Origin of the sequence: Allostella sp. (assembly GCF_041913585.1) — a bacterium.
Classification (GTDB): Bacteria; Pseudomonadota; Alphaproteobacteria; order ATCC43930; family Allostellaceae; genus Allostella.
In genome coordinates this window covers 1-7,423 of sequence record NZ_JAYSFE010000174.1, presented here as the reverse complement: position 1 = coordinate 7,423, position 7,423 = coordinate 1, and the positions used below count along the sequence as shown (strand labels likewise).

The window sequence follows — 7,423 nt, the reverse complement described above, 5'->3', positions numbered from 1 at the left end:
GCGGGACGGCCTGTTCTGCGCCCGCATCTTCGGGCCGATCAAGGACTACGAGTGCTTGTGCGGCAAGTACAAGCGCATGAAGTATCGCGGCATCATCTGCGAGAAGTGCGGCGTCGAGGTGACGCTCTCGAAGGTCCGGCGCGAGCGCATGGGCCATATCGAGCTCGCCTCGCCGGTCGCCCACATCTGGTTCCTGAAGTCGCTGCCGAGCCGCATCGGGCTCCTCCTCGACATGACCCTGAAGGACCTGGAGCGGGTCCTCTATTTCGAGAACTACGTCGTCATCGAGCCCGGCCTGACGCCGCTGAAGCTGCACCAGCTGCTCTCCGAGGACGAGTTCTACCGCTACCAGGACGATTTCGGCGAGGACGCCTTCACCGCCAAGATCGGCGCCGAGGCGCTGAAGGCGATGCTGGCGACGATCGACCTGCAGCCGGAGCAGGAGAAGCTGCGCGGCGAGCTGCGCGACACCACGTCCGAGGCCAAGCGCAAGAAGCTGGTCAAGCGGCTGAAGCTGGTCGACGCCTTCCTGCAGTCGGGCAGCCGGCCGGAATGGATGATCCTCGACGTGGTGCCGGTGATCCCGCCGGAGCTGCGCCCGCTGGTGCCCCTCGACGGCGGCCGCTTCGCGACCTCCGACCTCAACGACCTCTATCGCCGCGTCATCAACCGCAACAACCGCCTGAAGCGGCTGATCGAGCTGCGCGCGCCCGACATCATCGTGCGCAACGAGAAGCGCATGCTGCAGGAGGCGGTCGACGCGCTCTTCGACAACGGCCGCCGCGGCCGCGTCATCACCGGCGCCAACAAGCGGCCGCTGAAATCGCTGTCGGACATGCTGAAGGGCAAGCAGGGTCGGTTCCGGCAGAACCTGCTCGGCAAGCGCGTCGACTATTCCGGCCGCTCGGTCATCGTCGTCGGGCCGGAGCTCAAGCTGCACCAGTGCGGCCTGCCGAAGAAGATGGCGCTCGAGCTGTTCAAGCCCTTCATCTACTCCAAGCTCGAGCTGCGCGGGCTCGCCACCACCATCAAGGCGGCCAAGCGCATGGTGGAGAAGGAGCGGCCCGAGGTCTGGGACATCCTCGAGGAGGTGATCCGCGAGCATCCGGTCATGCTGAACCGGGCGCCGACGCTGCACCGCCTCGGCATCCAGGCCTTCGAGCCGGTGCTGATCGAGGGCAAGGCGATCCAGCTCCACCCGCTGGTCTGCACCGCCTTCAACGCCGACTTCGACGGCGACCAGATGGCCGTCCACGTCCCCCTCTCGCTGGAAGCCCAGCTCGAGGCGCGCGTGCTGATGATGTCGACCAACAACATCCTGTCGCCGGCCAACGGCAAGCCGATCATCGTGCCGTCGCAGGACATCGTGCTCGGCCTCTACTACATCACCATGGAGCGCGACGGCGAGCCGGGCGAGGGCATGGCCTTCGGCAGCATCGCCGAGATCCAGCAGGCGCTCGACGCCAAGGCGGTGTCGCTCCAGGCGAAGGTGCAGTGCCGCTACCACACGGTCGACAAGGACGGGCAGCCGATCACGGTGCGCGTCACCACGACCCCCGGCCGCATGCTGCTGTCGGAGATCCTGCCGCGCCATCCGGCGATCAGCTTCGAGCTCATCAACCGGGTGCTGACGAAGAAGGAAATCACCAACGTCATCGACATGGTCTACCGCCACTGCGGGCAGAAGGAGACGGTGATCTTCTGCGACCGGATGATGGCGCTGGGCTTCGGCCATGCCTGCCGCGCCGGCATCTCCTTCGGCAAGGACGACCTCGTCGTGCCGGCGGAGAAGGCGGCGCTCGTCGGTGACGCCGAGGAGAAGGTCAAGGAGTACGAGCAGCAGTACCTCGACGGCCTCATCACCCAGGGCGAGAAGTACAACAAGGTTGTCGACGTCTGGTCGTCCTGCACCGAGAAGGTGGCGGACGCGATGATGAAGGAGATCTCGCGCCCGGGCGGCAAGATCAACGCCGTCTACATGATGGCGCACTCGGGCGCCCGCGGCTCGGCGGCGCAGATCAAGCAGCTCGCCGGCATGCGCGGCCTGATGGCCAAGCCCTCGGGCGAGATCATCGAGACGCCGATCATCTCGAACTTCAAGGAAGGCCTGACCGTGCTGGAGTACTTCAACTCCACCCACGGCGCCCGCAAGGGCTTGGCCGACACCGCGCTCAAGACCGCCAACTCCGGCTACCTGACGCGCCGCCTCGTCGACGTCGCGCAGGACGCGATCATCATCGAGGAGGATTGCGGCACCCAGCGCGGCCTCACGGTCACGCCGGTGGTCGACGGCGGCGAGGTCATCGCGCCGCTCTCCGAGCGCATCCTCGGACGCACCGCCTCGCACGAGGTCATCGATCCACTGACCGGCAACGTGCTGGCGCCGGCGGGCGGTCTCCTCGACGAGGAGGCGGTCGAGAAGATCGAGCGCGCCGGCATCGATTCGATCGGCATCCGCTCGGTGCTGACCTGCGAGACCAAGGGCGGCGTCTGCGGCAAGTGCTACGGCCGCGACCTCGCGCGCGGGACGGTGGTCAACATCGGCGAGGCGGTCGGCGTCATCGCCGCCCAGTCGATCGGCGAGCCCGGCACCCAGCTCACCATGCGCACCTTCCACATCGGCGGTGCGGTGCAGCGCGGCGCCGAGCAGTCGAGCATCGAGGCGGCCTTCGATTCGGTGGTGCGGGTGAAGAACCGCAACGTCGTGACGAACAGCCAGGGCGTGCTCATCGTCATGAGCCGCAACACCGAGATCGTGCTGGCCGACGAGGCGGGCCGCGAGCGCGCCCGGCACAAGGTGCCGTACGGCGCCAAGCTGCTGGCCGACGAGGGCACGGCCGTGACCAAGGGCCAGAAGATCGCCGAGTGGGATCCCTACACGATCCCGATCATCACCGAGCGCGAAGGCATCGCCCACTATGTCGACCTGGTCGAGGGCGTGTCGATCCGCGAGGTGGTGGACGAGGCGACCGGCATCTCGTCCAAGGTCGTCGTCGACTGGAAGCAGCAGCCGCGCGGCAACGACCTGCGGCCGCGGATCGTGCTGCGCGACGCCGCCGGCGGGGCGCTGACCCTGGCGAGCGGGGTCGAGGCCCGCTACTTCCTCTCGGTCGACGCCATCCTGTCGATCGAGAACGGCGCCACGGTCCGGGCCGGCGACGTCGTCGCCCGCATCCCCAGGGAATCGTCCAAGACGCGCGACATCACCGGCGGTCTGCCGCGGGTGGCGGAGCTGTTCGAGGCGCGGCGCCCGAAGGACTTCGCGATCATCAGCGAGATCGACGGCCGGGTTGAGTTCGGCAAGGACTACAAGACCAAGCGGCGCATCGTCGTCGTCCCCGCGGACCCGGAGGCCGGCGGCCCCCGGGAGTACATGATCCCGAAGGGCAAGCACATCAGCGTCCAGGAAGGCGACTTCGTGGCGAAGGGCGACCTGCTGATGGACGGCAACCCGGTGCCGCACGACATCCTCAACGTCATGGGCGTCGAGGCGCTGTCGGAGTACCTGACGAACGAGATCCAGGACGTCTATCGACTGCAGGGCGTGAAGATCAACGACAAGCACATCGAGGTCATCGTCCGTCAGATGCTCCAGAAGATGGAGATCATGGACGGCGGCGAGACGACCTTCCTGGTCGGCGAGCAGGTGGACCGCGAGGAGTTCCAGCAGGAGAACGCCAAGGTCGAGGCGATGGGCGGCCGGCCGGCCAAGGCCAAGCCGGTGCTCCAGGGCATCACCAAGGCGTCGCTGCAGACCAACTCCTTCATCTCGGCCGCCTCCTTCCAGGAGACGACCCGGGTCCTCACGGAGGCGGCCGTCTCCGGCAAGGTCGACAGCCTCGCCGGGCTGAAGGAGAACGTCATCGTCGGCCGCCTGATCCCGGCCGGGACGGGCAGCGTCGTCAACCGGCTGCGGAAGATCGCGGCCGAGCGCGACCGGGCGATCATCGCCGGCGACGGCGGCCAGCCGGCCGCCCTGCCGGCGGCGGGAACGACGCCGGCCGCACGCTCCGCCTGACGCCCGCCGTCAGACCGGGACCGGAGAGAGACCACCGGGGCGTCGCATCCTTGCGACGGCCCGGCGCGTTTCCGGCGCGTGCGCGTCCGCGGCGCCGATTTCCGGGACCGGGTGGCGAATCTCCGAAGACGGCTCTTGACGCGGGGGGAGTCGCTCAGTAGTTTCCGGCCACCTTCGGGGGACGGCGGTAGGGGTACAACCTAGACGCGCCTCCGTTTCAGAAGGCCGTTTCGACGGAGACGCGCGCCGCTTCGGCGGCGCTTTTTCCGTGCCAGAACCAGTTCTGCACGTCCCTCATCGACCCGAGTGGGAAGGGTAGCGTTCGTATGCCGACGATCAATCAGCTCATCCGCAAGCCGCGTCAGGCGCAGCGCGCGCGGGACAAGGTGCCCGCGCTGGAGGAGTGCCCGCAGAAGCGGGGAGTTTGCACGCGAGTCTATACGACGACCCCGAAGAAGCCCAATTCCGCCCTTCGCAAGGTGGCCCGTGTCCGGCTGACCAACAGCTTCGAGGTCACGAGCTACATTCCCGGCGAAGGCCACAATCTGCAGGAACACTCGGTGGTCATGATCCGCGGCGGTCGCGTCAAGGATCTGCCCGGTGTCCGCTATCACATCATCCGCGGCACGCTCGACACCCAGGGCGTGAAGGACCGCCGCCAGCGCCGGTCGAAGTACGGCGCGAAGCGGCCCAAGTAATCGGAGACTGTTGCCATGTCGCGCCGTCGCGCCGCTGACAAGCGTGAGGTCCTCCCGGACGCCAAGTTCGGGGACATCGTCCTCACCAAGTTCATCAACTGCCTGATGTACCACGGCAAGAAGTCGTCCGCGGAAGCGATCGTCTACGACGCGCTCGACCGCGTGTCGAAGCGCTCGGGCCAGGAGGCGGTCCGCATGTTCCACGACGCCCTGGGCAATGTCCGCCCGGCGGTGGAGGTGCGTTCGCGCCGGGTCGGCGGCGCCACCTACCAGGTGCCGGTCGAGGTGCGGGCCGAGCGCAGCCAGGCGCTGGCGATCCGCTGGATCATCGCCGCGTCCCGCGCGCGCTCGGAGAACACGATGCAGGAGCGCCTTTCGGGCGAGCTCCTCGACGCCGCGAACAATCGCGGCTCGGCGGTGAAGAAGCGGGAAGACACCCACCGCATGGCGGACGCCAACAAGGCGTTCTCCCACTACCGCTGGTAACCCTCTCGGCGCCCGGAGCAGTTCGTCATGTCCCGCACGACCCCCCTCGATCGCTACCGCAACATCGGCATCATGGCCCACATCGATGCCGGCAAGACGACGACGACCGAGCGGATTCTCTACTACACCGGGCGCTCCTACAAGATCGGCGAGGTCCATGAGGGCACCGCCACCATGGACTGGATGGAGCAGGAGCAGGAGCGCGGCATCACGATCACGTCGGCCGCGACGACCTGCTTCTGGCGCGACCATCGCATCAACATCATCGACACCCCGGGCCACGTCGACTTCACCATCGAGGTCGAGCGCTCGCTGCGCGTGCTCGACGGCGCGGTGACGGTGTTCGACAGCGTCGCCGGCGTCGAGCCGCAGTCCGAGACGGTGTGGCGCCAGGCCGACAAGTACGGCGTGCCGCGCATCTGCTTCGTCAACAAGATGGATCGCATCGGCGCGAACTTCACGCGCTGCGTCGACATGATGGTCGACCGGCTCGGCACCCGCCCGATGGTCATCCAGCTGCCGATCGGGGTCGAGAGCGACTTCGTCGGCATCGTCGACCTCGTCCGCATGAACGCGATCGTCTGGCGCGACGAGAGCCTGGGCGCCCAGTTCGACATCGTCGACATCCCGGCCAACATGGCCGACGAGGCGGCGGACTACCGCTCGAAGCTCGTCGAGATGGCGGTCGAGATGGACGACGACGCCCTCGAGGCCTATCTCGGCGGCGAGGAGCCGAGCGTCGAGACCCTGATCGCCTGCATCCGCAAGGGCGTGACCAAGAGCGCCTTCGTCCCGGTGCTCTGCGGCTCGGCCTTCAAGAACAAGGGCGTGCAGCCGCTGCTCGACGCCGTCATCGACTTCCTGCCGGCGCCGACCGACGTCGCGGCCATCAAGGGCGTGAAGGCGGGCACCGAGGAGCCGATCGAGCGCAGGAGCTCGGACGACGAGCCCTTCGCCGGTCTCGCCTTCAAGATCATGACCGATCCGTTCGTCGGCTCGCTGACCTTCGTGCGCATCTATTCGGGCGTGCTGACCGCGGGTTCGCAGGTCCTGAACACGGTGAAGGACGGGCGCGAGCGCATCGGCCGCATGCTGCAGATGCATGCGAACCATCGCGAAGACATCAAGGAGGCCCGCGCCGGCGACATCGTCGCGCTGGCCGGCCTGAAGGCCACCACCACGGGCGACACCCTGTGCGACCCGAGCGCGCCGGTCGTCCTCGAGCGCATGGAGTTCCCGGAGCCGGTCATCGAGATCGCGGTCGAGCCGAAGACCAAGGGCGACCAGGAGAAGATGGGCACGGCGCTGCAGCGCCTGGCGCAGGAGGATCCGTCCTTCCGCGTCGCCGTCGACCACGAGAGCGGCCAGACGATCATCAAGGGGATGGGCGAACTCCACCTCGAGATCATCGTCGACCGCATGAAGCGCGAGTTCAAGGTCGACGCCAACGTCGGCGCGCCGCAGGTCGCCTACCGCGAGACGATCACCCGCACGGCCGAGATCGACTACACCCACAAGAAGCAGACCGGCGGTTCGGGCCAGTTCGCACGCATCAAGCTGCGCTTCGAGCCGCTGCCCGCCGGCTCGGGCTTCGTCTTCGAGAACGAGACCGTGGGCGGCGTGGTGCCGAAGGAATATGTCCCCGGCGTCCAGAAGGGCCTCAAGTCCTCGACGGACACGGGCGTGCTCGCCGGCTTCCCGATGATCGACTTCAAGGCATCGCTGATCGACGGCGCCTACCACGACGTCGACTCGAGCGTGCTGGCGTTCGAGATCGCCGCCCGTGCCGCCTTCAAGGAAGGCCTGCCGAAGTGCGGTCCGAAGCTGCTCGAGCCGGTGATGCGGGTCGAGGTGGTGACGCCCGAGGACTACATGGGCGACGTCATCGGCGACCTGAACAGCCGCCGCGGCCAGGTGACCGGCATGGACCAGCGCGGCAATGCCCGCGTCGTCCAGGCGATGGTCCCGCTCGCCAACATGTTCGGCTACGTCAACACGCTGCGCTCGATGAGCCAGGGACGGGCCCAGTACACGATGCACTTCGACCATTACGAGCAGGTGCCGCAGGCCGTCGCCGACGAAGTTCGCGCGAAGATGGCGTGACGCCGCCCTGCCACACCCAGCCCAGCCAGAACCCACCAGGAAAGAAAACGGAGCGCGGATCCCATGTCCAAGGCGAAATTTCAGCGGAATAAGCCGCACTGCAACATTGGGACGATTG

4 protein-coding genes are annotated in these 7,423 nt (G+C 67.4%); all 4 read left to right on the top strand.

Going from position 1 to position 7,423, the window contains the following annotated elements:
* The coding region (gene rpoC, locus ACE3Q3_RS21860; RefSeq protein WP_374449539.1) for a DNA-directed RNA polymerase subunit beta' at positions 1-4,018 on the top strand (4,018 nt) is incomplete at its 5' end.
* Between the two features lie 326 nt (positions 4,019-4,344).
* Complete coding sequence (gene rpsL, locus ACE3Q3_RS21855) at positions 4,345-4,716, top strand: 30S ribosomal protein S12 (RefSeq protein ID WP_374449537.1); 372 nt, start codon at positions 4,345-4,347, stop codon at positions 4,714-4,716.
* 15 nt (positions 4,717-4,731) lie between these two features.
* The gene (gene rpsG, locus ACE3Q3_RS21850) at positions 4,732-5,202 is read left to right on the top strand and encodes a 30S ribosomal protein S7 (RefSeq protein WP_374449535.1); all 471 of its coding nucleotides are present in this window, start codon (positions 4,732-4,734) and stop codon (positions 5,200-5,202) included.
* A gap of 27 nt (positions 5,203-5,229) precedes the next feature.
* Positions 5,230-7,305, top strand: coding sequence for an elongation factor G (fusA, locus tag ACE3Q3_RS21845; protein WP_374449533.1), 2,076 nt, complete (start codon positions 5,230-5,232; stop codon positions 7,303-7,305).
* The last annotated feature ends 118 nt before the right edge of the window (positions 7,306-7,423 follow it).

Excerpts from the sequence above, each read along its gene's own strand:
- rpsL (WP_374449537.1), top strand. The coding sequence starts at position 4,345 with ATGCCGACGATCAATCAGCTCATCCGCAAGCCGCGTCAGGCGCAGCGC.
- rpsG (WP_374449535.1), top strand. The coding sequence starts at position 4,732 with ATGTCGCGCCGTCGCGCCGCTGACAAGCGTGAGGTCCTCCCGGACGCC.
- fusA (WP_374449533.1), top strand. The coding sequence starts at position 5,230 with ATGTCCCGCACGACCCCCCTCGATCGCTACCGCAACATCGGCATCATG.